This is a genomic window from Aerococcus sp. UBA6277 (genome assembly GCF_002440555.1).
Taxonomy (GTDB): Bacteria; Bacillota; Bacilli; order Lactobacillales; family Aerococcaceae; genus Aerococcus.
In genome coordinates this window covers 21521-46724 of sequence record NZ_DJUR01000019.1, presented here as the reverse complement: position 1 = coordinate 46724, position 25204 = coordinate 21521, and the positions used below count along the sequence as shown (strand labels likewise).

At 39.0% G+C, this 25204-nt stretch carries 22 protein-coding genes; 2 read left to right on the top strand and 20 right to left on the bottom strand.

The genetic code is table 11. From position 1 onward, the window contains the following. Positions 1–12: 12 nt before the first annotated feature. The 20 genes from rlmB to B2V22_RS03260 form a co-directional block, all read right to left on the bottom strand. Positions 13–828 (bottom strand): 23S rRNA (guanosine(2251)-2'-O)-methyltransferase RlmB, encoded by an 816-nt coding sequence (gene rlmB / locus B2V22_RS03355; protein ID WP_290490577.1) that lies wholly within the window; start codon positions 826–828, stop codon positions 13–15. Then, complete coding sequence (locus tag B2V22_RS03350) at positions 821–1258, bottom strand: Mini-ribonuclease 3 (protein ID WP_290490576.1); 438 nt, start codon at positions 1256–1258, stop codon at positions 821–823. The genes rlmB and B2V22_RS03350 overlap by 8 nt, the downstream gene beginning before the upstream one ends. 46 nt (positions 1259–1304) lie before the next feature. Further along, positions 1305–2726, bottom strand: coding sequence for a cysteine--tRNA ligase (gene cysS, locus B2V22_RS03345; RefSeq protein WP_290490575.1), 1422 nt, complete (start codon positions 2724–2726; stop codon positions 1305–1307). Between the two features lie 661 nt (positions 2727–3387). After that, positions 3388–4221 carry a MetQ/NlpA family ABC transporter substrate-binding protein gene (locus B2V22_RS03340; RefSeq protein ID WP_290490574.1) on the bottom strand — a complete coding sequence of 278 codons (834 nt, stop codon included), beginning with the start codon at positions 4219–4221 and terminating at the stop codon, positions 3388–3390. 372 nt (positions 4222–4593) lie between these two features. Next, positions 4594–6081, bottom strand: coding sequence for a Mur ligase family protein (locus B2V22_RS03335; RefSeq protein WP_290490573.1), 1488 nt, complete (start codon positions 6079–6081; stop codon positions 4594–4596). Between the two features lie 233 nt (positions 6082–6314). After that, complete coding sequence (locus B2V22_RS03330; RefSeq protein ID WP_290490572.1) at positions 6315–6869, bottom strand: GNAT family N-acetyltransferase; 555 nt, start codon at positions 6867–6869, stop codon at positions 6315–6317. Between the two features lie 39 nt (positions 6870–6908). Beyond that, positions 6909–7847: an ABC transporter ATP-binding protein gene (locus B2V22_RS03325; protein ID WP_290490571.1), complete on the bottom strand. Its 939-nt coding sequence runs from the start codon at positions 7845–7847 to the stop codon at positions 6909–6911. Continuing rightward, the gene (locus tag B2V22_RS03320) at positions 7847–9385 is read right to left on the bottom strand and encodes an ABC transporter permease/substrate-binding protein (protein ID WP_290490570.1); all 1539 of its coding nucleotides are present in this window, start codon (positions 9383–9385) and stop codon (positions 7847–7849) included. Before B2V22_RS03320 ends, B2V22_RS03325 begins: the two co-directional genes overlap by 1 nt. Before the next feature lie 258 nt (positions 9386–9643). Continuing rightward, a complete protein-coding gene (locus B2V22_RS03315; protein WP_290490569.1) occupies positions 9644–10600 on the bottom strand; it encodes a 2-keto-3-deoxygluconate permease in 957 nt (318 codons plus the stop codon). Positions 10601–10825: 225 nt separating this feature from the next. Continuing rightward, positions 10826–12118 (bottom strand): nucleobase:cation symporter-2 family protein, encoded by a 1293-nt coding sequence (locus tag B2V22_RS03310; RefSeq protein WP_290490568.1) that lies wholly within the window; start codon positions 12116–12118, stop codon positions 10826–10828. A 4-nt stretch (positions 12119–12122) separates the two neighbouring features. Further along, on the bottom strand, positions 12123–12719 hold the full coding sequence (locus B2V22_RS03305) for a xanthine phosphoribosyltransferase (protein ID WP_290490567.1): 597 nt from the start codon (positions 12717–12719) through the stop codon (positions 12123–12125). Between the two features lie 182 nt (positions 12720–12901). After that, a complete protein-coding gene (gene nrdF, locus B2V22_RS03300) occupies positions 12902–13918 on the bottom strand; it encodes a class 1b ribonucleoside-diphosphate reductase subunit beta (protein WP_290490566.1) in 1017 nt (338 codons plus the stop codon). A 25-nt stretch (positions 13919–13943) separates the two neighbouring features. Continuing rightward, a complete protein-coding gene (gene nrdE, locus B2V22_RS03295; protein ID WP_290490565.1) occupies positions 13944–16142 on the bottom strand; it encodes a class 1b ribonucleoside-diphosphate reductase subunit alpha in 2199 nt (732 codons plus the stop codon). Beyond that, positions 16114–16518: a class Ib ribonucleoside-diphosphate reductase assembly flavoprotein NrdI gene (gene nrdI / locus B2V22_RS03290; RefSeq protein WP_290490564.1), complete on the bottom strand. Its 405-nt coding sequence runs from the start codon at positions 16516–16518 to the stop codon at positions 16114–16116. Before nrdI ends, nrdE begins: the two co-directional genes overlap by 29 nt. Continuing rightward, entirely contained in the window at positions 16506–16745 is a 240-nt protein-coding gene (locus B2V22_RS03285) for a glutaredoxin domain-containing protein (RefSeq protein WP_290490563.1), read from the bottom strand. Before B2V22_RS03285 ends, nrdI begins: the two co-directional genes overlap by 13 nt. Before the next feature lie 351 nt (positions 16746–17096). Next, positions 17097–18572, bottom strand: a complete 1476-nt coding sequence (gene gltX / locus B2V22_RS03280) for a glutamate--tRNA ligase (protein ID WP_290490562.1) — start codon at positions 18570–18572, stop codon at positions 17097–17099. Between the two features lie 86 nt (positions 18573–18658). Beyond that, on the bottom strand, positions 18659–19852 hold the full coding sequence (locus B2V22_RS03275; RefSeq protein ID WP_290490561.1) for a PIN/TRAM domain-containing protein: 1194 nt from the start codon (positions 19850–19852) through the stop codon (positions 18659–18661). Positions 19853–20067: 215 nt separating this feature from the next. Then, positions 20068–21450, bottom strand: a complete 1383-nt coding sequence (gene radA / locus B2V22_RS03270) for a DNA repair protein RadA (protein ID WP_290490560.1) — start codon at positions 21448–21450, stop codon at positions 20068–20070. A gap of 47 nt (positions 21451–21497) precedes the next feature. Beyond that, positions 21498–22037: a dUTP diphosphatase gene (locus B2V22_RS03265; RefSeq protein ID WP_290490559.1), complete on the bottom strand. Its 540-nt coding sequence runs from the start codon at positions 22035–22037 to the stop codon at positions 21498–21500. A 102-nt stretch (positions 22038–22139) separates the two neighbouring features. Then, positions 22140–23735 (bottom strand): alpha-amylase, encoded by a 1596-nt coding sequence (locus B2V22_RS03260; RefSeq protein ID WP_290490596.1) that lies wholly within the window; start codon positions 23733–23735, stop codon positions 22140–22142. A gap of 424 nt (positions 23736–24159) precedes the next feature. Between B2V22_RS03260 and B2V22_RS03255 the strand changes: the two genes are divergently transcribed. Further along, a complete protein-coding gene (locus tag B2V22_RS03255) occupies positions 24160–24831 on the top strand; it encodes a hypothetical protein (RefSeq protein WP_290490558.1) in 672 nt (223 codons plus the stop codon). A 14-nt stretch (positions 24832–24845) separates the two neighbouring features. Beyond that, the gene (locus B2V22_RS03250) at positions 24846–25037 is read left to right on the top strand and encodes a hypothetical protein (RefSeq protein ID WP_059349321.1); all 192 of its coding nucleotides are present in this window, start codon (positions 24846–24848) and stop codon (positions 25035–25037) included. Positions 25038–25204 lie beyond the last annotated feature (167 nt).

Below are 25204 nucleotides of genomic sequence, written 5' to 3'. Positions count from 1 at the left end.
TCAATTCATTGGTTAGCTATTACCCATACGACTTTGAAAAATTTGATACATTAATAATCCCGCTGCTACACTAGCATTTAAACTTTGCACATGCCCGCGCATTGGGATTGTAATCATACCGTCTAGATGTTTCTTCACACCTGGTGAAACACCTTTACCTTCATTACCGATCACGACAGCAATCGGTAGTGTCGCATCCATTTGCCACATTGATTGACCTTTCATGTCAGTACCAAAAACCCATACACCACGTTCTTTTAATGTATCAATCGTTTTTGAAATATTGGTTACACGAACAACTGGCACATGTTCAATAGCACCTGTAGAAGTTTTAGCAACCACTTGTGTTAACCCAACAGCGCGACGGTTTTGAATAATCACCCCGTGTACTCCTGAAGCATCAGCTGTTCTTAGAATAGAACCCAAGTTATGCGGATCTTCTATACCATCTAAAACCATGATAGTTGGGTCTTCATTCGCCTCTTCAGCTTTTTTGAAGATATCATCTAATTCAGCATATTTATAAGCCGCAATCGCCATAACAACACCTTGGTGATTTCCGCCATCAGAAAGCGTATCTAACTTCTCTTTCGGGACATTGGATACTAAGATATTTCGCTTGTTGGCTGCTTTTAAAATAGCTTGGGCATTCTTCTCGTTTAAGCCAGTTTGTAGGAAGACTTTATTCACATCATGGTCGCCTTCCAATACTTCCATCGCGGCATGGAAACCATAGACGAAATCAGGAGATTGATCCAGTTCTTCTTCATTATTTGTACTACGGGGTCTTCTATCTCTGTTTTGTTGTCTTTGATTGTCTCTAGCCATTTTCTTGCTCCTCTTTTTGTGCGTGTTGAATGTATTGAATACAGAAAGCTGCAATTTCCTTAAATCGGTTTTGATCATTTAAATAGGCAAAGCCCATCAACGCTTCAAAACCGGTTGCAATTCTATAGGTATGAATATCTGCGTTTTTAGCACTTGAGTGACTTTTTGCATTACGGCCTCTTTTAAAGATCGTCATTTCATCGCCAGTAAGGAACCCTTCCTCAGCTTGCATCGCTTCAATTAATAGGGCTTGCCCTTTAGCAGACACAAATTCAGTCGCTGCTTTATGTAGATCTTTGGGCTTCGTTAAACCACTTTGAACCAAATGGTCGCGGACCACTACTTCCCAAGAAGCATCGCCTAAATAAGCCAAGGTTAGGCCACTTAGTTGTTTGATTTCATTTTTTGTTAAAGACTTATTTTCTGACATTTAGTCGACTCATTTCTGTATTGATTTTCATTATTATAGACCGCAATTAGGCTTGCTCACGCTTCCAACGCGTACCTTGGGCAGTATCATCAAGGATAATGCCTTCAGCCTTTAATTGGTCACGAATCTCGTCTGCACGCGCAAAGTTTTTATCTGCACGAGCTTGGTTACGTTCATCGATTAAGGCTTGAATATCATCCGCCAACAACTCTTTCTCGTCCGATAAAGTCACACCAAAGACGATTAATAGTGCTGTGAAAGCCTCTTTGAAAGCTTTGAGTGCTGGAACGGATACTTGTGGTTGGTTTGTATAAACATTCATATCACGCATCAAACGGTACACAACAGTTAAACCATTTGGCGTATTGACATCGTCATCCATCGCTTCCATGAATTCATTCTCTAAAGCTTTGATTTGTGCCAATACTTCCGCATCGTTATCTATATGTTCTTTAGCATCTTCAAAACGGTAATTTAAGTTCGCATAAGCTGTTTTCAAGTTATTTAAGTTGTTGGTTGCATCTTGAATATTTTCTTCATTGAATCTCAATGGAGACCGGTAATGTGCTGACGCTAAGAAGAAGCGGACAACTTGCGGGTCAACTTGTTTTATCAAATCGTGCGCTAAGACAAAATTACCTAAAGATTTAGACATCTTTTCATCGTCATCACCCATAGTTACAAAGCCATTGTGCATCCAATAATTGGCGAAAGTATGACCTGTGTGGGCTTCAGATTGGGCAATTTCATTCTCATGGTGCGGGAATGTTAAGTCATGTCCACCTGCGTGGATATCTAAAGTATCCCCTAATAGTTTGGTTGCCATTACAGAACATTCGATATGCCAACCTGGACGACCTTCACCCCAAGGAGAAGTCCAAGAAATTTCACCTGGTTTCGCTGACTTCCATAAAGCAAAGTCCACGACATCTTCCTTCTTAGATTGGCTGTCTGCCTCTAAACGTTCAGAAGCCCCTGCACGTAGATCATTGATATTTTGATCAGATAACTGTCCATATTTTTCGAATTTACGTGTTCTATAGTAAACATCGCCGTCCACTACATAAGCAAAGTCTTTGTCTACTAAATCAGCTACGAATTGGATAATATCTTCCATATTCTCCATCACACGCGGGTTTTTTGTTGCACGTTTCACGTTTAAAGCATCTGTATCTTCATAGAATGCTTCAATATATTTATCCGCAATTTGTTCAGGTGTTAGCCCTTCCTCATTTGCACGGTTAATAATCTTATCATCCACATCCGTAAAGTTAGATACATAGTTGACATCAAAACCGCGGTATTCAAAGTAGCGGCGCACTGTATCAAAAGCAACCGTAGACCGGGCATTCCCAATATGAATGTAGTTATAAACAGTAGGACCACATACATACATTGAAATATTTCCTGGCACTAGTGGTTTAAACTCTTCCTTCTGATTGGTTAATGTATTGTAAATTTTTAACATAAATTTGCCCTTCCTATGTCCGATAATTTGTTCAGCGATCAAGCAAACGGTCTATTCGAGGCGATACGAACAAGCCGTCTGCATGCATTCGACGAGTTATTTCGTATAAGCCCATTATAGAAACATTTTACAAAAAAATACAAATCACCATTTTTTTAATTATGGCAATTTAATGAGATCGAGTAATACCCTCTAATCCTTATCATTCTAACATATTTGTGAGTATAGTAGAAATGAATGAGAATGAATTATATCATATAATATATATTTAACTTGAAAATTAGTTAGCAGGATTTCAAATATGTCCTTTTTATACCATATAAGTTTAATAATTAAAAAATAACCCATTTCTATCTAATCATATTTTAATAAATATTTTTATAAACCTTGCTATTATAGCATTCTTAATTGTTGTATTTTTGAAAAATGGATAAAAATTAACAAAATATGACTTTTTTTCTCCGCTAATTCATTCAAATTCTTGTTGTAACGCATCCTCTTTTTACAGAAAAAAGCTCTTTTTACTTCGCTAAAAAGGACTACAATACAATATTTGTTTTTATCACACACTGTTGAATCGTTGACAAATACCTCCATTAAAAAACGCCTCCGAGTTATACTAGGAGACGTTTCTAGGTTGTAATAATTTTTTATACCAAATTTAGTCTGCGCTACCTGGTTCTGGTGCTCCTTCCCATACTGGGATTGATGAGCCTGCTGACATTTCGTCGATGATTGCTGCGACTTCGTCAGTTTGGTAGTATTCAAGGATTGTGTTGTAGACTTCGTTGTCTGTTTCATCTTCACGTACTGCAATGACGTTGTAATATGGTTTTGATGATTCTGCGACTGGCTCAAGGTAAATTGAGTCTTGGGTTGGCACGTAACCTGCGTCGGTTGCCATGTCGTTGTTGATTAATGAGATATCAACGTCAGCAAGTGCGCGAGCTGTTTGGTTGGCTGCCATTTCTTCAAACTGTAGATTTTTAGGGTTTGAAGTGATGTCACTTGTTGTTGGTAATAAACCTTTTGATTCATCTAATTCGATTAGGCCCGCTGTTTGTAGTAACAGTAAGGCACGTGATCCATTTGATACGTCGTCTGGAATTGCAACTAAAGCGCCGTCTGCTAATTCATCTAGTGAATCAATTTTTTCAGAGAAGACACCCATTGGATTTAAGGTTGTATATCCAAGTGTGGTATTTGAATACCCACCTTCTTCGTTAATTGAATCCATATAAATTTCTGTTAGGGCTGAATGCATATCGATTGAACCATCATCTAATGATACGATTGGTTGACGGTAGTCAGTGAATTTCACTAATTCAATTTCAATGTTTTCTTTTTCTAGCAATTCTTCTTGTAAGTATTCCCATTGGTCATTCTTATCACCAACGACACCTACTTTAACTTTAGTTGTTTCTTCACTTTGACCACAAGCAGCTAATACTAATACCACTAGTGCCAAACCCAATGCACGGAAAATTTTCTTCATAATGTTGCCTCCAAATGGTTTTTTATCATTCACTAATTGTAGGAAAAACCAATCATGATTGCAATTCAATCGAGATACTAGATAACCATAATCCTTGATAGTTTATTGCTATCAATAGCTATATATTTTTTGATATAGCAACCTTCTGTTATTAAGATATCAGCGTAATTCCAGTAAGCATATACCTTTATTTATGTTTATATAAACAGGGACTATACTACGACAACAAACAATATTATCATAGAAAGTTATCAAAATAACTTTTCAGAGCCATGTAATCTAACATTTTAAAATCCTCTTAAGGTCAAATAAAAAAGCAACTTGTATATATACAAGTTGCTTTTTCTGTTGGTCTTATTGATATCCTACATTTCACATTGAATAGCTGACCTGTCGGTAGCGAAACATGTGGGCTACTTGCTGGTCAGATTGCACGCCATATTTGTTTTCCTCGGAGTAGGCTTCGTGGCCTTTACCGGTAAGGACTAACAATACCGGATTTGTGGACATTTCAAGGGCGAGTTCGACGGCTTCGACCCGGTCTAAGACCATGGCCATTGAATCTAGTCCATATAAGGTCACGTATTCTAGGTATTTTTCAGCCATGACTTGTCTTGGCACACCATTTAAGTCGTCAGTGGTTAGGATGGTTAAGTCGGCCCTAGTTTGCGAGGCGGACACCATTTGCGGGAATTTTTTAGTGTCCCGCTGCCCTCTAAAGCCAAAGATATGGATGATTTCGTGGTTTGGGTACTGGGCGTTTAGGGTTGTTAATAAGGATTCAATGGCATCCGGCGTATGGGCATAATCGATGACCATTTCATTGCCGTCTGCTAGTGGATAGTATTCTAAACGGCCTGCAATTCCCGCAAAGTCTGCAATTGCGTCGTTGGTATTGCCAGCGTCTAATCCTAGGTCAACCATGACAGTTGTGGCTAAGATCAGGTTTTCTTGGTTATAAACACCTGATAAGGGCGCTTCGATTGCTTCAATTTGTCCGCCTTGTCCATTGAAGGCAACAACTGCTGTGTCGGTTGTTTTATCTAAGACATAACTTGTCGCATCTTTCTTAGTATCTACGGTTAGGACTTGTTTACCACTTGCTGTTAGTTCTTTGGCTAGGCGGTTACCCCACATGGTATAGCTATTGATGACCGCCTTCCCGTCCGCTTTCATTAAGCTGAATAGGGATTTCTTGGCTTGGTAATAAGCTTCCATGGTCTTGTGGTAGTCTAAATGGTCGTGTTGTAGGTTGGTAAATAAGGCATAGTCAAATTGCATCCCTGCCATTCTATATTGGTGGAGTCCTTGACTAGAAGTTTCAATAACCACTACATCGTCATTTGACCGGGCTAAGGCAGCTTGGATTTCTGTCGCACTCGGCGTAGTTAATTTGCTTTCATATCGTTGGCCGTTGATTTCATTGTATACAGTACCGAAGTAAGCCACATCAAAGCCTGCTTTCTTCAATAAATGTTGCAAGAATAATGCGGTTGTCGTTTTGCCGTTAGTCCCTGTGATCCCAATCACCAGCTTGTCTTGGCTAGGGTTTTGGTAAAAGGCGGCTGCCAGTAAACCTAGGGCCTCTCTGGCATTGTCTACCTGGATAAATGGGACAGTCGTTCGCCCAGTTAAATCAGATTCTGAAACGATTAGGCTGGCTCCGCGTTCAATCGCATTACCGATATAAGTTTCGCCGTTGGTGGCGTATCCGGAGATGGCAACAAATAGGTGGCCATTTGTTACTTGCAGTGAAGATTCACTAATTCCGGTAATGTTCATATTTTCTACATGTGCTTTTAAAGGATTTTTCGGTGTCACACCGCTTTGTTCAAGTAATTCAAAGACCTTCATACTCATTCACCTTTCTCTTTCTCTTGTTTTCTAACTTGTTTATATATTGGGCTATATAGATGGAGAAAGTGTGAAAAAAGATAGGTTAAACTACTGTCTATTCAAGATGAATTATGCGAAAAATGCGCCTATTTATTAACTTTCTTAAGAAATGTATAGTAAAGGCTAAAGGCAGATAAAAAGGCCGAATGACTTTCTATATTAGTCATTCGGCCCATATCCTCATATATCTATTAAGTTTATGATTCTTTTTGAGCTAGGTATTCGTCTCTAAGTAAGGAAAATACCACGGAGTCTGATGATCCACTATCTAGTTGTTCATCTTGTCTAAGAATCCCTTCTTCAGTAAAGCCCAGACGTTTTGGAACCGCTTGGCTTTTATGATTAGTTACCGCCGCTCGAATTTCTACACGGTTTAAGGCTAAATCATTAAAAAGATAATCAAGTAAGAAAGCTACAGACCTGGTCATAATCCCTGAACCTTGGAATTCTTCTCCTAAGTAGTAACCGAGTGAAGTCGACTTGTTTAGATGTTTAATATAATGCAAACCGAGCACACCAGCTAGTTGACCCTCAAACCAAATCCCACATTGAAAACCATCGTTATTGGCAAATTGTTGTAGCCCCTCTTTAATAAAAGGTAATTCATCTTCTTTAGTTTTCATGAATTTCACCCAAGGTAAGTATTCACTCAGGTAATCACGTGAATAATCAATTAACTTGTACAAAGCTTCTACATCACGCTCTTCTAATATTTTGATTGATAATTTGTCATCAATTGGGGTTTGAAACATGCCACCACACCTCTCTAATTTTCTTTATATCATAACACTTTATATACTTTTTAGCCGAGCAAATACAGCCTGTCTATCTAGCATTCCTAAACTTGTATCATTTTCCGTGATCTCAACCACCTCATCAGTCGCTAGTAAGGCGTATAAATCTTTTTGATGGCTAGCGATATCAATTTGTGGATAATCTGGATGGTCCCCGGAAATTGGTTGAATATCTGATCGGAAGATATTTAAGCCAAAGACATCTTCTTTCTCTTGGTTAAATAAGGAAGCCACTACCTGATTTTCTGGATTTGTCAGAATTTCCTGGGCCGTATCCACTTGAATTAAACGACCTTGGTTCATAATCCCAATTCGGTCAGCTAATTTAATGGCTTCATCCATATCATGGGTAACAAATAAGATGGTTGTCTTCAACCGCTGATGAATATCGACTACGAGGTCTTGTAGCTGGTTACGCGAGATTGGGTCTAAGGCTGAAAAAGGTTCATCCATCAAAATAATATCTGGTTCAGCTGCAATCGCACGTAAAATCCCTATTCGCTGTTGCTCCCCACCAGATAATTCATCAACTGGCCGGTTTCGGTAAATTTCGGGATCTAATCCTACCAAATTGAGAAGTTCGTCAATTCTAGCTACACGTTTCTCTTTTGGCCAACCAATCATTTCTGGAATAACATCTATATTTTCACTAACATTCATTGTTGGGAAAAGGGCAATCTTTTGTAAGACATATCCCATATTCCAGCGCATCTTCTCAATATCATGATCTTTAATCTTTTGCCCTTTAAAGTAAATATCTCCACCTGTTGGCTCAGTCAAGCCGTTCACCATTTTAAGTGATGTCGTTTTCCCACTACCTGAAGGACCCACTAAGACAAAAAATTCACCTTCATGGATGGTTAGGTTCAAGTCAGCAATTACACGTTTGTCTTCATATACTTTCTCTACATCTTTAAATTCAATTATACTGGCCATTATGCATCCTCCCCTATTAAGCCCTTGTCGACTAGGAAATCATGGGCTACTTGGCTAGGCTCTTGCCCTTCAACGTTTACAGCATAGTTCATTTGAATCATTTCATCTTCGGTTACTAATCCACTTAACTTATTTAGGGATGCCACAATTTCTGGATGGTCTTCAGCGAAGTCTACAGTCATCAATGGACCTCCTTGATAATTAGGGAATAGTCCTAAATCATCTTCAAGCGTAACCAAATCATACTCCAAAATTTGACTATCAGTTGAATAAGCATCAATCACATTGACTTCATTGTTATCGATCGCATTGTATCTAAGCGCGGGTTCAAGACTTTTCACTGATGGGAAGGTCAACCCGTATAATTCTTGAATACCAACATAGCCATCTTGACGGTCAATAAATTCTAACGTAAAGCCAGCTGTGATCTCGTCTTCAACTTTCGCTAGATCTGAAATCGTTTCTAGATCATTCTCCTCTGCAAAGTCACGTTTTACGGCTAAAGCATAGGTATTTTCAAAAGAAAATGGTTCTAGAAAAGTCATATCATACTGTTCTTTTAATAAGTCACGCGCTAATTGATAGGTATCTGCTTGGTCGAGGTCGCTTGTATCCGTAGCTTCATCTACGTCAACTAAACTTTCAAGGACTGTACCTGAAAATTCCGGATAAATATCGATTTCATTATTGTCTAAAGCAGAAAAAAGGAAGCTTGTTTTACCAAAATTACCTTTTACATCAACATTGACATCGTCATTATCTGCTTCAATGATCTCTTTATACATATTAATTAGAATCTCTGGCTCTGACCCTAATTTACCGGCAATAGTGACATTCGTTACTTGACCAGTCAATCGTTGCGCCAAGATAGGCCCACCAATTCCTACAAATAAAATAAGCAAGCTAATCAGAATGGTTTTCATTTTTTTATTTTCTAACCATTTAATGAGGGCCCCAAAAACAATCGCTAATAAAGAGGATGCGATGGCACCGATAAGGGTTAAATTGCTATCATTTCGGTCGATCCCCAACATAATCAAAGACCCCAGTCCACCAGCACCGATTAAAGTCGCCAAGGTGGCTGTTCCGATCGTTAATACTAACGACGTCCGAATACCTGAAATGACCACCGGCATGGCAATCGGTAATTCCACCTTAAACAGACGTCTTCGTCTAGGCATCCCAAAAGCGATTGCAGCTTCTTCAATTGTCGGGTCAATTTCTACAAAACCTGTATAGGTATTTTGTAGAATAGGCAAAATGGCATAGACAACTAAGGCGATCAGTGCAGGTACTGAACCTATCCCTACTAAGGGAATTAACAATCCTAACAAGGCCAATGAGGGAATCGTTTGTAAGATACTAGCAAATTGTAATACAGGTTCCGCATATTTACGGTGATCACTCAGCCAAATGGCTAGTGGAATCGCAATAACACAAGCAATGAACAAGGCAAGCAAGGAAATAGCCATATGTTCATATGTAGCGGTCAATAATTGGTCTTTACGTTCCATTAACGTTAAGAAAAAATCGTTCATGATAACTCCTTTCAAGTTACAAGGGGGATGTAGATGATTTAAAATTGCGCACGATAAAATGATGTCATCAAAAGGATATGCTTCCAACAAAATTATCACTCGTATGTTATATTATCGCATACAAAGCCCTAATTACATTGCAATAAGTCTGGTTTTTGACTGACTTTTTTGCCCAAAGTCATCTTTTTAAATTTATGTATTCACCGCGGCAAAAAAAGAGCCATGCAAGCATGACTCTTCTGCAGGTATTCACAAGTGTTATATCGATTGAATACCGTATTCTTTTACATATAGTTTCTGTGCCACAATAGGTGAAATGATTGAAGTAATGATACATACCATCATGACAATAGCTGTAGCACTTGCTGACTGATCAGCGAATACCAATGGCAAAGCAGATGCAATACTAGCAGGATTGGCTACTGACATGCCTGCTACATTCCAAATAGCTGCACCATCTACCCCTGCGTTTTGTTTCATGATGTAGCGGTCAAATGGTATTAATGGTAATAATAAGACCATAAAAATTCCAGCCATCAAAATACCTGGCAAACCTGCAGCGACAGCTGATTGAATATTCATCGCTGCACCTAGGTTCCATCCTAAGAAAGGTAGTAAACGACCAATCATCGGCACAAAAAAGTCGGTGAAATCTTTATCTAGGTTACCTAGAATAGTACCGGCTACTAAAGGCACAAAGATTGAGATGATCGGTTGCCAATCGATCCCTGGTGCGCCACCATCGGCTATTAAAATACTTAGTAAAATTAAAGGTGCAAATGGCATACCAATCAGGCCCATAATACCATATACGGCGCCAAACTGTTTATCCCCATAACTTGAATGAATAGCTAGTGCTACAGCTGGGTTTAAAGAGTAAATCACACAAGCGAAAGCCAATAAGTTGATGCCAAAAATGCCATCTAAGCCAAACAACCCATAAAAAACTAAAATATAGATTGTTGAGATCACTAATTTAAACAAAATTATCGGCAAATGACGTTTTATCAAAGGCACAATTTGTTTTAAATCTAAACTTGTCCCAGCTGAAAATACCAATAGTCCAATCACAACGTTGGTCCCCAATTGAAATGTTTGTTGTGTTGTACCGCCAATTGCATCATACATATTAGGGAAGATAGACACTAATACCAGTGATAATACCAAGGGAATCAAAAACATCCCTGCAGGTACTTTATTTATTTTCTTAAACATATATAAACCTCGCTATAAGCATTTTTAATAGAAATACCCCAATTACGTTATACTATATTGCTTTCAATCTTGAATCAATAGCAGTTGTCAGCTTTTTACGAAGCCGTTTGGGATTTATGACTAAAATTGCAAATATCATATCCATAAAAATACCCCTTGAATTTAGCTAGCATCACTAAATTCAAGGGGGGTTCATCTATTTAAACAAGACATTGTTCAAGTGATTTATTTCTTTACACCATGGAAGAAGGCGTTTAATAAGACAACTGTTACACCACCAGCTACGATTCCTGAAGACGTTAGCCAAGAAATCCATTCTGGCAGTTGTGCAAAGGCTGCAGGTGCAATAGCCACACCTAAACCGATTGTAATTGCAGCACCAATAATCAATTGGTTACGGTTGTCCGCAAGGTCTTGGGCACCCAATACGCTGATTCCGTATGATAAGACGTTACCGAATAGGAAGATCATTGCCCCACCTAATACGGCTGATGGTACAGATGTCGCAATCGCCCCAATTTTTGGAATCAAACCACATAGTAGCATTAGGATGATCAAGTTGATGAAGATGGATTTCCGCTTTTCACCTGACATTTGCACAACCCCAACGTTTTGGGAAAAGGCTGTTTGTGGTGAGGTATTGAAAATCCCTGCTAGTAAATAGCCGATACCTACTGAGAAATATGAGCGTCTTAAATCCGCTTCATCGATGTCTTTGTCGTACATACCTGCTAATGCGTAGTTGATCCCAGTAACTTCAATCATTGAGATGATCCCAACGACTGCTAGGGATAAAATAGCTGCCGGATTGAAGCTTGGCGATTCGATAGCAAACGGCATGGGTAATTGGAACCAAGAGGCTTCTAATATCGGTTGGATGTCCATTTTGCCCATAAAGACGGCAATCACCATACCGGCCACAAGCCCAATCAAAATAGAGATAGACTGTAGGAAGCCTTTAGTGAAGCGGTATAAGAACAGAATAATCACGAAAGTAATCAGCCCAAGAATCAAGTTATCGATATTGCCGTAGTCTGCACTACCCTCGCCACCAGCTAGATTATTAATCGCAACAGGAATCAGGGTCGCACCAATTAAGGTAACGATGGTCCCAGTCACTAGTGGCGGGAATAGATGAGACAATTTGGCAAAAATAGGCGCCAATAGCACGATGATGACCCCCGCTGCAAGGACTGAGCCGAACATGGTCCCTAAACCGTACTGACCACCCACCTGAACCATAGGGCCAATCGCTGTAAAGGAACAAGCCATTACAACGGGTAAGCCCATACCGATAAATTTCCCGCGGTATAACTGCAAGAAAGTGGCAATCCCAGAAATTACGATGTCAGCCGATACCAGGTAAAGGGTCTGTTGGGTCGTGAAATTAAGGGAACTTGAAATGATTAGCGGTACAACAATGGCACCGGCATACATAGCTAGTAAATGTTGTAGTGAGAGAAATGTAGTTTTAGCTGAGAAGACATCTTTGAAATTAAAGTTTTTCAAATTGGCCACCTGCTTACGCTAATTCTTCGTCTTCTTCATTTACAAAGGTCACTTTGTTGCCAGCTAATGAGGCAATACGGCAAACTGAGTAAACGTCTACACCGGCGTCGATTAGGCGTTGACGGCCTGGTTGGAAAGATTTCTCCACACAGATGCCCACACCAACAACTTCTGCACCAGCTTGTTTCACTAAGTCAATTAAACCTAGACTCGCTTCACCATTCGCTAAGAAATCGTCAATGATCAGTACTTTATCATTCTCATTTAAATATTCTTTAGAGATGATAATTTCGCTTGTTTTATTCTTAGTAAATGAATGTACTAATGTTGAGAATTTATCTTGTCCAGCAAGTGTTGATGGTTCAGATTTTTTTGCAAATAACATTGGTACTTGGAAGTGTGCAGCTACCATGATAGCAGGTGCAATACCACTTGCTTCGATGGTTAATACTTTGGTAATTTCACGTGATTTAAAGTAATCAAAGAAATTACTTTGGATGTCATGCATCACTTTCGGGTCGATTTGGTGGTTTAGGAATGAGTCAATTTTTAAAATCTTTTCGTCAATAACAGTACCATCTCTTAAAATACGTTCTTGTAAGTAGTTCATGATAAATAGCCCCTTTATTTTTGTTACCTCCATTGTACGAACAATATATTTCCATTGCAAGGGATTGTTCGGTGAAACTACGAATAATTTCTCATGGATGTCGGTTAATCTGCATAAAAGGCTTATTTAACCACAAAAAACTGGCTTGAGAACCAGTTTTTTTACTTATACTGATTGGACATTTAAAAGTCGTAATCATCGTCGCCCATCGCTTCTGATTCACCCATTAAGTATGAATTTCCTACTTGTGAGAAGAAGTCATGGTTACTTGAATCTGTTGAAATACCATTCATCACAATTGGGTTAACATTTTCTGCTGTCCCGTCCGGATAGAAGGGTTCAAATCCTAAGTTTTGTAAGGCCTTATTGGCATTATAATGTACAAAGGTATTAACTTCTTTCGTCCAGCCTACTTGTGTATAGATTTCTTCGGTATATTTCTCTTCATTTTCCATTAAGTCAAATAGCAGCGCATACATCCAGTCTTTTAATGCATTTTGTTCATCAGTTGAAAGTTGGTTGTAGCCTAATTGAAATTTATAACCTAGATAAGTACCGTGAACAGACTCATCACGAATAATCAACTTGATAATTTCAGCTACATTCTCTAGTTTATTATTACCTAAATACCAAAGTGGTGCATAAAATCCTGAGTAAAATAAGTAAGTTTCTAGGAATACACTAGCGATTTTTTGTTGTAGACCAGTACCATTTTGGTAAATTTCGTTGATACGACGCGCCTTGTATTGAAGGTATTCGTTGTTGTTAGCCCAGTCAAAAATCTCATCAATTTCACGAGTTGTATTCAATGAAATAAAAATTGTTGAATAAGATTTAGCATGTACTGACTCCATAAATAGGATATTGTTCAATACCGCTTCTTCGTGTTGTGTCCGAACAGCATCACGCATAACGTTTGCGCCTTCTTCAGACTGTAAAGTATCTAAAGCTGTTAAGCCAGCAAAGGCTTTGTTGGCTACATCACGTTCTTCATCAGTTAGGATTCGCCAATCATCACGGTCATTAGATACCGGAATACGTGTATCCAACCAAAATTGTGAGGTCAATTTTTCCCATGTTGACTTATCAATCGCATCTTCTACCCGGTCCCAGTCGATGGATTTATAGTATAAAACATGATCATTTGTTGGTTCTCCACCCAAAATCTGGTTAAAGTATTTTTTATTTTCTTGTGTCATTATTAATTTTCCTCTCGTTTACGTTTTAAATCACACATGATTCACATTGGTCAACGCCAATTTCTTTATCGGAGTCATCTGTATAAGTCCGCACATAGTAAATCGATTTGATCCCTTGTGCCCAAGCATAATTACGCAAGCGGTTAAGGTCACGAGTAGTCATTTTGTCCGTATTACCATTTTTCCATTCATATAAACCTTGTGGAATAGTTGATTGCATAAACAGGGTCAAGGACATCCCTTGGTCAATATGTTTTTGTGCTGTTGCATAAGTATCGATTACTTGACGCATATCCGTTTCGTAAGCAGATTTGTAATACTGGATAGTATCATCATCCAAGTATGGTGCTGGATAAAACATTGACCCAATATTCGTTTCTTGACGATTTTCAATTAGATGCACAATTGGATGAATAGATGACGATGCTTCGTTGATATATGAAATCGATCCGGTTGGTGCAACGGTTAACAGGTAGGCGTTGTACAGGCCGTCTGTCATAATCGCCTCGTTCAATGCTTGCCAGTCTTCAGGTGTTGGCAGGTGAATATGGTCGAATAGCTTAGCTACCTTCTCAGACTGGAAAACGAACGGTTCTTGGTTGTTAATGTAACGGTCACGAATGTAAGAACCATCAGCATAAGCTGATTGGTCAAATTCAAAGAAGCTTTCTCCACGTTCCTTAGCAATCTGGTTAGAGGTCTTCAAGGCATAGTAACGTAATGCCATAAAGTAAGCATCCGTTAACTCTAGCGCTTCAGATGACCCATAATGAATTTGGTTGGTAGCAAGGGCTGTATGTAGTCCCATCGCCCCCAATCCAATCGAGTTATAGGCTGAATTCCCGCGTTCAACACTTGGTACTGCTTGGATTGAGGTCATATCAGAAACTGCAGTTAAAGCACGCACAGCTGTATCCACCGCTTTTTCAAAGTCATTCGCCTTCAACATTTCCGTGATATTGGTTGAAGCCAAGTTACAAGAAATATCTAAACCAACTTCTTCATATGTTAAATCTTCATTTAGAGTAGATGGCTTTTGCACTTGCATGATTTCAGAACATAAGTTAGACATGGTAATGGTCCCATTGACTGGATTTTCCCGGTTGGCCGTATCCACATTCATGATGTAAGGATAACCAGACTCTTGTTGCAGACGAGAAATCTCTTGTTCTAATTCCCTAGCATTGATTTTATATTTCTTGATTTCTTTGTTGGCGACCATATTCTCGTAGTGTTCAGTGATATCCACGTAACCAAATGGCTCGCCGTAGATTCTTTCCACGTCATATGGGCTAAACAAGTACATAGGTTCATTTGTTTTCAATAGTTCATAATATTTATCAGGCACAACCAGTCCTAAAGATAGGGTCTTCACGCGAATTTTCTCATCGGCATTTTCTTTTTTAGTAGATAAGAACTCATACACATCCGGGTGGAAGGCGTTTAAATAAACAACCCCAGCACCATTTCGTTGACCCAATTGGTTAGCATAAGAAAAGGCATCTTCTAACAGTTTCATTACTGGCACAACACCTGAACCAGCATTTTCAATACCCTTAATTGCGGCTCCCGCTTCGCGAAGGTTAGACAAGTTAACCCCTACACCACCACCTCGTTTAGAAAGTTGAAGTGAGGAATTTACTGCACGACCAATCGACTCCATATTATCTTGGACATCAATTAAGAAGCAAGAAACCATCTCACCGCGACGCTTTTTACCAGCGTTTAAGAAGGTAGGTGTAGCCATTTGTAGACGGTGTTCAATGTGCTCTTCAGCAATATGCCAAGCTAAATCTTCGTTGCCTTCTGCTAAATACAAAGCAGTAAAAGCAATTCGATCTTCATATCTTTCTAAAAATCGTTTGTTGTCATTGGTTTTTAGGGCATATTGCGTGTAAAACTTGTAAGCACCCATAAAGCTCTTGAAGCGGAACTTATGGCTATACAAATGATCAAACAAGGATTGGATGAAATCGAAAGAATACTTATTTAAGAAGCCTTCTTCAATATAATCGTTGTCTACTAAATACTGTAATTTTTCTTCTAATGTATGGAAGAAAACCGTATTCGGGTTCACATATTCTAAGAAATAAGCCCTAACCGCTTCACGGTCTTTATTTAATTGTATTTGCTTGTCAGCAGTTGGGATGTTTACCATATTGTTAAGCTTAAAATAAGTAATGTCTTTCGTATTTTCAATTTTTAATTTCTTGGTATCTGTCAATTTTCTCTAACTCCTCTGTTAACTTAGCCACGTCATAGGCAGATCCTTGGAACTCAAATCCATGTAAGACAGGAATATCAAACTCAGCAGATAGTTCCTTTACTGTTACACAGAATAATTGGGCAAAGTTGCGGTTACCCCCACCAAAAAAGCCCTTGCATAAATTTGCATTATCCGCCCATTCTAAAAATTCTTCAGCCGTTTCAATCACGTCACCATACACATGACTTTCATATGATGGAATCACCATAATAAAAGGCTCAGTCATTTTCACTGGTGCTACTGCTGATGAAATCTCATAAGTATCGAAGCCTTGAACTTTATTGATAAAACGTTTGGTTTGACCCGTTAATGAATAATAAACTATGCTTGCCATGCTTCCACCAAAGCTTCCATCTTTTCAGGTCTATAACCATTGAAATGGTTTCCTGTTGAGTCTGCAATTACTGGTAAAGACAAATACCCTAATTCTTTTACTTCATCTAGATACATGTCCTCTAGATCTACCCGTTTCTCTTCAAAAGGAATTTTTTTCGCTTCAAGGTATTTCTTAGCAAATACACATTGTGGGCAGCCACTCTTTGCGTAAACTGTAATAGTCATGGTCATTACTCCTCGCTTTTTATTAAATAACACAATAAATTGTGGTTTGTTTATTTTTTAACCCTATATATTGTGTTTAATCTAGTCATAGTATAGGGGTGGAGATGAACTATTATCAATCCTTATTCACAAGTTTCCTAAAAGAAATAACAAATTGTATCTTCTAATTTTCATAGAATACGATAAATTAGGGATTTTTAAACGTTTTATATTTTTTTATACATAAATACGATGGTGATTTTCGACAAAATTTAAGCAAATTTTGTATTTACTTATAGCTTTTTGTACCGTTTAAATATAAAAAAACCTATCCAAGTTTTTAAGCTTAGATAGGGGATGTTAAATGTTTGATTATAAACTTGCTAGAGCTTGGTCTAAGTGGTGGGCTACTTTTTCTTTACCCAATACTTCAATTGTTAAACCAATAGAAGGACCGTGTTGTGCACCTGAAGTAGCTACACGGATTGGCATATATAAGTTTTTACCTTTTACGCCAGTTTCTTTTTGAACAGCTTTGATTGCTGCCATAATATTTTCTTCTTTGAAGTCATCAGCTGGAATTTCAGCTAATTTCGCTTGGAAGGCTTTTAAGACATCCGCTACACCTTCACCAGCTAATACTTCTTTAGCATCATCTGCGATGTGTAGTTCATCTTGGAAGAACATGTCTGATAAATCAACGATTTCAGCTGCATATGACATTTCATCTTTATATAATGAAACTAATTTTTCAGTCCATGCACGTTCTTCTGCTGTTGATGTCTCAGATATACGACCAGCTCTTTGTAGATGGTCAATCGCTAATTTCGCTACGTCTTCAGCATCCGCTGCTTTCATATAACGGTTATTGATCCATTCTAGTTTTTTGTTGTCAAAGGCTGCTGGTGATTTACTCAAACGGTCAGTATCGAAGATCTCAATTAATTCATCATGTGAGAAGATTTCTTCTTCGCCTTTTGGAGACCAACCTAATAATGTAATAAAGTTAAACATTGCATCCGGTAGGTAACCTAAATCACGGTATTGTTCGATAAATTGTAAGATTGAACCGTCACGTTTAGATAATTTTTTACCTGTTTCAGCGTTAACGATTAATGTCATATGACCGAATGTTGGACGTTCAAATCCTAATGCGTCATAAATCATTAATTGTTTAGGTGTGTTCGCAATATGGTCGTCACCACGCAATACGTGTGTAATTTCCATCAAATGGTCATCCACCACAACAGCGAAGTTGTATGTCGGCATACCATCTTGTTTGCGGATAACAAAGTCACCTGAAATCGCTGCTGATTCGAAAGAGATTTCCCCTTTTACCATGTCATCAAAGGTATATGTGGTGTTGTCAGGTACGCGGAAACGGATTGTTTCTGGACGGCCTTCTGCACGTGCTGCGTCGATTTCTTCTTGTGATTTATCACGCCATTTACCAATATAACGTGGTGTTTCACCATTTGCGACTTGCGCTTCGTGTTCTGCTTCGATTTCCTCAGATGTATCAAATGCATAGTAAGCCAAGCCTTTGTCTAGTAATTCTGTTAGGTAACGGTCGTAGATATCTTTACGTTCAGATTGACGGTAAGGGCCGTATTCACCTGGCTTATCTGGACCTTCATCCCACTCAATACCCAACCACCGTAAGTTTTCTAGTTGAGATCTTTCTCCGTCCTCAAGATTCCGTTTTGTATCGGTATCTTCAATACGAATAATAAATTCCCCGCCGTTGTGACGAGCGAATAAATAGTTGAACAAGGCGGTACGAGCATTCCCAATATGTAAATGGCCAGTTGGACTTGGCGCATAGCGTACGCGTACTTTATCTGACATGTTGATTTCTCCTTTTATCTTATGTTTTCAATCAAAATAGGCTGGTAAAAATACCAACCTAATTTTCCATCATTATAATTATATATCTAGTCAGCTATTTTGGCAAAGACCATGCGTCCTGCATTGGTTTGAATAGCTGAGGTGATCTCTACTGAAAGGGTCTCATCAATATGATGTTTCCCTTCTTCAACAACAATCATCGTGCCATCATCCATGTAGGCAACCCCTTGTTGACGCTCAGTACCAGCTTTTACAATATGTACAGAAATCGTTTCGCCAGGAATCACAACAGATTTCAATGAATTCGCTAACTCATTAATGTTTAATACTTTAATTTTGTGGAATTGACTCACTTTATTCAAGTTATAATCATTGGTTACCACAACACCATCCACTAATTTGGCTAGACGCAATAATTTTAAGTCTACTTCCGATTCATCATCGAAATCACCGGCGTAGAAATCTACCACCACATCATCTAGCGCTTGGATTTGATTTAAAATATCCAAACCGCGACGGCCACGAACTCGCTTCAATGAATCTGCTGAATCTGCAATGTATTGTAATTCTTTCAATACAAAGTTGGGTACTACTATCACGCCTTCGATAAAGCCGGCTTTTAAGACATCTAAAATCCGTCCATCGATAATCACCGATGTATCTAAAATTTTATAAGGTTGGTAAGCCTCATCCGCAGCTTGTCTAAGTGATAGTAAGGCATCCGTATATATATCAAGACCTTCTGAGGGAGTTGATATGTTACTTTCCTGTGTCTCCTTATCTGATTGTACATCTTCAGCAATAGCCGTATTCGTTGATTCACTACGTCTCACCTGCGGAAAACGGGTAAGCATTTCCATAATCTCAGCGCTCTTATTAGAGAAGATATAGAAACCTAATACACCTAAGACAATGGTTAAGACAATTGGCAAAATATTTGAAATGAATGGCCAACCAATCGCCACTAAGGGAATGTTGATTAACCAAGCTAAAACTAGCCCAATAATAACACCTACTGCAGAAACTAAAAGCTTTTCGATCGATAACTGACGCATGTCACGCTCGATATTGCGAAAAAAACGCATCAATAAAGGCTGTGTTAATCCGTAAATAAGAAAAAGAATAATTGCACCAAGTACGATGTTAAACAATGGATAATAGAAAAAGCTAATATTGATATTGATCATGTCCCAAAGTAACGGTAATACATAATACCCTATTGAAGATCCTAGTATCACAATGAGTACGTGAGACAATATTTTCCAAAACCTTTCGTTCATTTTATTCACCACCTTTTCTAAAAAGTAAATTATGAAGCGGTTTCTTTACTATACTACCGCTTTTTATAGTATAACTTTTTGTTTACATTTACACAATAAACTTACTTAAAATACAGTCTAGTATTTATCATCTTAACCTGAAATTAACATATGACACATGTTAGAGATAAAAAGAGAGCTTGAATACCGTTCGGTCCAAACTCTCCAGTATTTATCTATTTTGGAAAAATCGCATTCAACACTTCTCTTACAGTAGTTACACCAACTACTTGTATTTTTTGTTTGCCAGTTAAACCTGATAAGGCATTTTTAGGGATAAAAATCCGCTCAAAACCTAATTTTTCAGCTTCTTGAACACGTTCCGCAATTCTTGTCACCCGTCTAATTTCACCAGTCAAACCAATTTCTCCAACGAAACAATCAGTTGGTTTGGTTTCTTTTTCTCGGTATGAAGAAGCCACAGCTACTGCTATAGCTAGGTCAATCGCTGGTTCATCTAAACGGACACCACCAGTTGATTTGAGGTAGGCATCTTGATTTTGAAGCATTAAACCAGCTCTCTTCTCAAGTACAGCCATAATGAGTGATACCCGTGAATAGTCCAACCCAGAAGCTGTTCTACGGGCATTCCCAAACGAGGTAGGTGTAAGTAGCGCTTGAATTTCCGTTAAAATCGGTCGTGTTCCTTCCATCGAAGCAACCACCGCTGATCCATTAGTGCCAGCTAGCCGTTCTTCTAAAAAGAGTTCAGACGGATTAGCCACTTCATGTAAGCCGTCTTGTTGCATGTCAAAGACACCTATTTCATTTGTCGATCCAAACCGGTTCTTCACTGCCCGTAAAATCCTGAAAGTATCATGCTTCTCACCCTCAAAATACAGTACAGTATCCACCATATGTTCCAGAATACGCGGTCCAGCGATGTTACCTTCTTTCGTCACATGCCCAACGATAAAAATGCCGATGTTTTGTGACTTGGCTAATTTCATTAACTCTGCTGTCGTTTGGCGGACTTGGCCAACTGATCCAGCCGTTGATGTCGCATCCTCGTGGGTCATAGTTTGAATAGAGTCAATCACTACAAAGCGCGGTTGTAAGTCATAAATGGCATCTTGGATAGCCGCCATATCAGTTTCCGCATAAACATAGAAATCAGCACCTTCAAATCCGAGTCGGTCCGCTCGCAGCTTGATTTGATGCATCGATTCCTCTCCGGACACATATAAAACTGGCCCAGCACTCTGATGCAATTCAGCTGATACCTGTAGCATTAAAGTTGACTTCCCAATCCCTGGGTCACCGCCAATTAAAACCAGCGAACCTTGCACGACACCGCCACCTAAGACGCGATTTAGTTCGCCTAATTGGGTTTGGATACGCGGGGTTTCTTCCCCTTGAACCGTCGCCAATTTTTGTGGCTTCATTCGGCTTGAATTGGCATGCCCAGCGCGCGTTTCAGGATGCGCAATAGTCTTTCCATATAAGCGTTCCTCTTCCATTTGGTTCCATGCCCCACAATTCGGGCACTTGCCATAGAACTGCACACTCTCATAACCACAAGCCTGACACACATATTTCGTTGTCGTTTTCTTCGCCATAATGGACTTCACTCCTTTCTATTTATTTGAACAATAGCAACTGACGATTATTGACCAGAAGAGCCAAAACCACCTGCACGTACTTGATCACTTGGCTGGTCATCAGCAGTCGTTAAGAAAGAAAGGAAAATCCCTTGCGCAATACGCTCACCTTTTTTAATTTGAACGTCACGTAAACCAAAGTTTACTAATTGAACAAATAAATGACCTTCATTATTTTCATTATTGTAGTAATCTGCATCAACAATACCTACCCCATTAGGTAATGAAAGCCCACGTTTAAGCGGGTTTGAAGACCGACAAGCTAATTGTAAGTATTCATTCTCGCCCATATAAGCTTTCAAACCTGTTGGCACTAGCACTGGTTTCATCGCACTTTCGTCTACTTCACCTGCTACATTTAAATGCGCAAGGTCTTTTAGCACATGCTTCACACCAGTCTTCCACATTGCCGGTACAATAATATCTTCAGCTGCTGCGATATCATAGCCAGCCGATAAAGTTGTTGAACGTCTTGGTAATGTAATTGCCTCATCATTGGCATAGGCCGAGATTTTCTCAAATCCTCGTGTATTTTCTACTGTCATAAACAAATTCCATCCTTTACTACCCATACTTGAATTTTACTGACCTATTGTACCATTGATTAGCAGATTTCTAAACGTTAGACCATGTGGGTTAAGTACTACTTACGCGCTCTGATCAGCAGCAGCTACTTGTGCATCTGCCACTTGTGCTGCTTCTACATCCGGTTCAGCCATTTCTTCAGTTGGGGTTTCTTCAAGATAGCTAGTATCTTCAAAATCTTCATCTGCTTCACCGTCAATATGCTCTGCATCAGACTTGTTTACCCAAACGGACATTGACCCAGCATGTACTTTAAATACACCAGTACCATCACCTTCAATGGTTACCGATTCTTCAATTTCACCCATCGCGTCTACCCACTCTTCTCCAGCATGGAGTTCTCCTACATACATACGCTTCTTCGCCTGTTCACCGTTAGTTGCGATAAAAGCGAGGCCATCTGGATGTTCATCATCGCCAGTTCGGGTATAACCGATACAATTTTTATGGTCAAAATAATCATGTTGGTCACCGTAGGCATTTTCCCGTCTTAAGGCTAAAAGCTTATCTAAGGTCTCTTGGAAACCTTGGTAGTCGATACTTTCAATACCATAATAGTCTCCGTAGAAAATAGCTGGTAAGCCTGATTGATGTAAGAGAATCAGACCATAAGCAATCGGTTTAAACCATTCATCTACCCACGACTCGAGGGCTTGTCCAGGCTGAGAATCATGATTATCGACGAATGGTACAGCTAGATCCGGTCGATCTTTTAAAAGTGATCCCTCAAGCAGTGATCCCATATCAAATTGATCCCACGATGTAGCTGCTTGTTTAAAACGTTGATGTAAGGCCACATCAAATAGGTCAATTTGATAATCCGTTTCCGCTAAATAATCGAAAAGTACACCGGTATTACTTTGCCAGTATTCCCCTACAACATAAATATCTGGATTACTTTCTCGTAAAGCAGATATCAGTTGGTCGATAAAAGCAAAATCGATATGTTTTAAGGCATCCATTCTAAAGCCATTTAAATTAAAAGTATCTAGATACCAATGCGCCCATTTTAAGACTTCTTCTTGAACATAAGGATTACCATAATCGATATCTGCAAACATTAAGTAGTCGAAGTTCCCATTTTCACTATCAACATCTTCATTATCGGCCCAACCCTTATTCTCACCTTTAATCATGAAAATACCACTTTCACCTGTTTTTTGATCAAAGTCAATCCCAGAGAAGCAGTTAAAATCCCAAATAAAATCTGAGTATTCACCATTCCGACCCGGAAAAGTAAATTTAGTCCAACCTTCAATATCCCGGGCTTCTCCAAGTTTTTCTTGTCGATTTGTTGGGTTCATTGGGTAGGCTTGGAATACTTCCGTTTCATCAGCCCCACCTTTATGATTTAAAACAGCATCCGCTAGCACCCAAATATCCTGTTCATGTAAGGCATCAATGGCCGCTTGGTATTCTTGGCGGGTCCCGTATTTGGTACGAACCGTCCCTTTTTGATCAAATTCCCCAATATCAAACAAGTCGTAAGTCCCATACCCAACGTCACTACTCGATTGACCTTTAGTTGCTGGTGGCATCCACACATGAGAAATCCCGATTGATGCCAAGTGTTCTGCATCTTCCGCTAACTTTTTCCATAAACTACCATCATCAGGTAAGTCCCACTCAAAATATTGCATTAATACACCGTTCATCACCATACCATTAGCCCCCGCTTTCGCCTAATCTAAATGTCTATCCCTATTTTTTCACGACGCTATTTCACTTTCTTGCTTTGTGGATTGATTAAATTCAATATCACATTACAGTTATTATACAGAAAGATTGCCCAATGGGATAATTTTAGCTCTACCAAGCTATCGTATTCGCATTTTTTAAAGGTCTTGCTAGTTTATACGTTATAAATCTGCAAAATACTGCGAATATTTTTTCAAAATCTGTGACCCCTTCCAAGTGGTTGAAATCAAGGAAAATTAATGGCATATTTAAAGGATTGGTCTTTAAATCTTCACAAAAGTTCTATAGAATAGAGATATTAGGTGAAATCACCTTTGACGTATATCGTCATAAACATTCCCAATCTTCGAACTACTTAAAATATAAATATAAAGGGTGCCTGAAATGCGAAAACTACTTAAATGGGTTTTATTGGCGAGCATCATGTTACTAGTTGGTAACCACGTTGAAGCGCGTGAATCATCAACTGAATTAGGTAATGCGGTCAATGAAACTTTAACTGAAACCCAATCCTACAAGCAATCTACGACCATCGAACAGGTAACTAATGAACCCGCAAATACTGAAACGGTTATGTCGACCCTTTCTTATGATAATGCTGACAACTTTTTTGGAACGCTTATTCAAAAAGATCTTGCTTCTGGCGGTGATGATGCCATCTTACAAGTTGAAACACACAACGCCCAGTCTACCTACAAGGAGAATGGCAGCGATTGGCAACAAAGTTTAACCAATGACTCTCACTTAGACCGTTTAAATGTCCTATCTCTTAGTGAAATCCACAGTATATTAACGACGCTTGATACAATTGGTGAATGGACCGGTTCTTTAAGTGACCAAACGGTTTCTTTCTCTGGGCAAAATGAGCAATTAACCAATTTATTGAATGGTATTGTGAGCGAGTCTTACAACAACGACGCTGTCCACCAAATTCAATTGGTGACTGACCGTTATACGAACGAAATTAAATCAATCGAGTGGACCGTTTCTGGGACTAGTCGTATCAACAATCAAGCTGTGACAACTTCTGTCGAAGTGAGATTATCACAATTATAGCTAAAGGAGTCTATATGAGCCGTTATTTAGTCGGAACCATCTTTGCCATTTTATGTATTTTAGTCAATGTTTATATCGTTTGGAAGGGGCAAACCCCTGAAGGTATGACTGCTGCCCAACAAGCCCGTTTGAAGGTTGTTGGCGGGGTCTTATTACTCTTGGCCTTTGTTGCCCTCACATTTGGAGAGGCTTTAGGCCTACAATAAGCAAAATGAATTACATTTCCCAAAGAGTATGGTCTATTTGCATACGAAAGAAGATAGAGAATGGGTGTTAAAAGAAAAAAACGATTAACGAATATGCTATTACTTTTATTGTTAATCATCTATGTTGCATACACGTTAATAGTTGGTTTCAATTTGCAATTTGAATA

What these genes read in the sequence shown, in the direction of transcription:
- rlmB (WP_290490577.1), bottom strand. Translation starts at nt 828, where the DNA reads ATGGCTAGAGACAATCAAAGACAACAAAACAGAGATAGAAGACCCCGT.
- B2V22_RS03350 (WP_290490576.1), bottom strand. Translation starts at nt 1,258, where the DNA reads ATGTCAGAAAATAAGTCTTTAACAAAAAATGAAATCAAACAACTAAGT.
- cysS (WP_290490575.1), bottom strand. Translation starts at nt 2,726, where the DNA reads ATGTTAAAAATTTACAATACATTAACCAATCAGAAGGAAGAGTTTAAA.
- B2V22_RS03340 (WP_290490574.1), bottom strand. Translation starts at nt 4,221, where the DNA reads ATGAAGAAAATTTTCCGTGCATTGGGTTTGGCACTAGTGGTATTAGTA.
- B2V22_RS03335 (WP_290490573.1), bottom strand. Translation starts at nt 6,081, where the DNA reads ATGAGTATGAAGGTCTTTGAATTACTTGAACAAAGCGGTGTGACACCG.
- B2V22_RS03330 (WP_290490572.1), bottom strand. Translation starts at nt 6,869, where the DNA reads ATGTTTCAAACCCCAATTGATGACAAATTATCAATCAAAATATTAGAA.
- B2V22_RS03325 (WP_290490571.1), bottom strand. Translation starts at nt 7,847, where the DNA reads ATGGCCAGTATAATTGAATTTAAAGATGTAGAGAAAGTATATGAAGAC.
- B2V22_RS03320 (WP_290490570.1), bottom strand. Translation starts at nt 9,385, where the DNA reads ATGAACGATTTTTTCTTAACGTTAATGGAACGTAAAGACCAATTATTG.
- B2V22_RS03315 (WP_290490569.1), bottom strand. Translation starts at nt 10,600, where the DNA reads ATGTTTAAGAAAATAAATAAAGTACCTGCAGGGATGTTTTTGATTCCC.
- B2V22_RS03305 (WP_290490567.1), bottom strand. Translation starts at nt 12,719, where the DNA reads ATGAACTACTTACAAGAACGTATTTTAAGAGATGGTACTGTTATTGAC.
- nrdF (WP_290490566.1), bottom strand. Translation starts at nt 13,918, where the DNA reads ATGACACAAGAAAATAAAAAATACTTTAACCAGATTTTGGGTGGAGAA.
- nrdI (WP_290490564.1), bottom strand. Translation starts at nt 16,518, where the DNA reads ATGGCAAGCATAGTTTATTATTCATTAACGGGTCAAACCAAACGTTTT.
- B2V22_RS03285 (WP_290490563.1), bottom strand. Translation starts at nt 16,745, where the DNA reads ATGACTATTACAGTTTACGCAAAGAGTGGCTGCCCACAATGTGTATTT.
- gltX (WP_290490562.1), bottom strand. Translation starts at nt 18,572, where the DNA reads ATGTCAGATAAAGTACGCGTACGCTATGCGCCAAGTCCAACTGGCCAT.
- B2V22_RS03275 (WP_290490561.1), bottom strand. Translation starts at nt 19,852, where the DNA reads ATGAACGAAAGGTTTTGGAAAATATTGTCTCACGTACTCATTGTGATA.
- radA (WP_290490560.1), bottom strand. Translation starts at nt 21,450, where the DNA reads ATGGCGAAGAAAACGACAACGAAATATGTGTGTCAGGCTTGTGGTTAT.
- B2V22_RS03265 (WP_290490559.1), bottom strand. Translation starts at nt 22,037, where the DNA reads ATGACAGTAGAAAATACACGAGGATTTGAGAAAATCTCGGCCTATGCC.
- B2V22_RS03255 (WP_290490558.1), top strand. Translation starts at nt 24,160, where the DNA reads ATGCGAAAACTACTTAAATGGGTTTTATTGGCGAGCATCATGTTACTA.
- B2V22_RS03250 (WP_059349321.1), top strand. Translation starts at nt 24,846, where the DNA reads ATGAGCCGTTATTTAGTCGGAACCATCTTTGCCATTTTATGTATTTTA.